Annotated in this window: 1 protein-coding gene; it reads right to left on the bottom strand. The window is 32.6% G+C overall.

Translation table 11 applies throughout. The features are described 5' to 3' along the window. On the bottom strand, window positions 1–846 hold an 846-nt coding region (locus AMN70_RS03300), incomplete at its 3' end, for a portal protein (RefSeq protein ID WP_218836802.1). Between the last annotated feature and the right edge of the window lie 157 nt (window positions 847–1,003).

Here is a 1,003-nt window from a genome sequence, read left to right as displayed (position 1 = left end):
TACTATAGCTTTTGTAAGGCCTTCTAGTGATATTAGGTCTCCTAAATATTCTTCTACATAACTTCTTCCATAACTTTCTGCATCTACTCTAATCATTCTTAATGGAATGTATGGAGAGTTATCTAACTTATATTCACCATGGCTTTCTGGAATATCAATTCCTTTTACTTCCTGGTGAACTAAAAATTTATTATTTTGTCTTTTAATACAAGTATACAAATCACAAGTACCATCTGTTTTGACATCCTGTTTTTGTTGAAAAATTAATTCTGAAATATTTTCTGGTAATGCTGAATAATGAATACTCTCTTTAGTTATTATTTCTAAAACATTACCCATTGGGTCTCTTTGAATAACAAAATGAGATAATGGGAAAACTCTTAAACCTTCTTTACCTACAAATAATAAACAATTACCTGCAACTACTAAATGTTTTAAAGCTTCAAATACAGCAACTCTATCATTAGACATTTCAATATCATCCATGACAGCTTTCTCTATTTGTACTAATCCACTATCTATTTGTGTTCTTAAATTTTCGTCTTCTTCTATTTCTCTAACTTTAAAGTTATCAATAGCTAATCTAAAGAATGGAGCATTTGGTGGTAATAAGGATAATAATAGTTTAGACGCTAAATTATTAACACCTCTTGCTCCGATACCTTGGTAGGTAGTCTGAAATTCTTCTGCATAAGTAGAGCCACTTTCTGGTATCAGAGTAGGAATAGTTAATTCTGAACAATCTCTTGCTCTCTCAAGATACATTTCTCGTTCTTGAGCTTTAGAATTATATCTACTCTCTAAAGTCTCACCTTGGTTCATAGAACCATCGTAAAGTTTTGCCATTTATTATAGTCCACCAACAATTGGTATTCTTAAGTTTGATGACCCAGTTCTTTTTCTATCGTAAGAAGAAGCATTGTTTCTGTTTCTTCCTCCTGCTTCAGCCGAGAAACCTGCTGGTCTAGCACTACCTTGAGTGTTTTGTGTCACTGGTGGTGGA

Source organism: Candidatus Pelagibacter communis, from assembly GCF_001179925.1.
Taxonomy (GTDB): Bacteria; Pseudomonadota; Alphaproteobacteria; order Pelagibacterales; family Pelagibacteraceae; genus Pelagibacter; species Pelagibacter ubique_E.
This window is presented reverse-complemented; position numbering and strand designations above follow the sequence as displayed.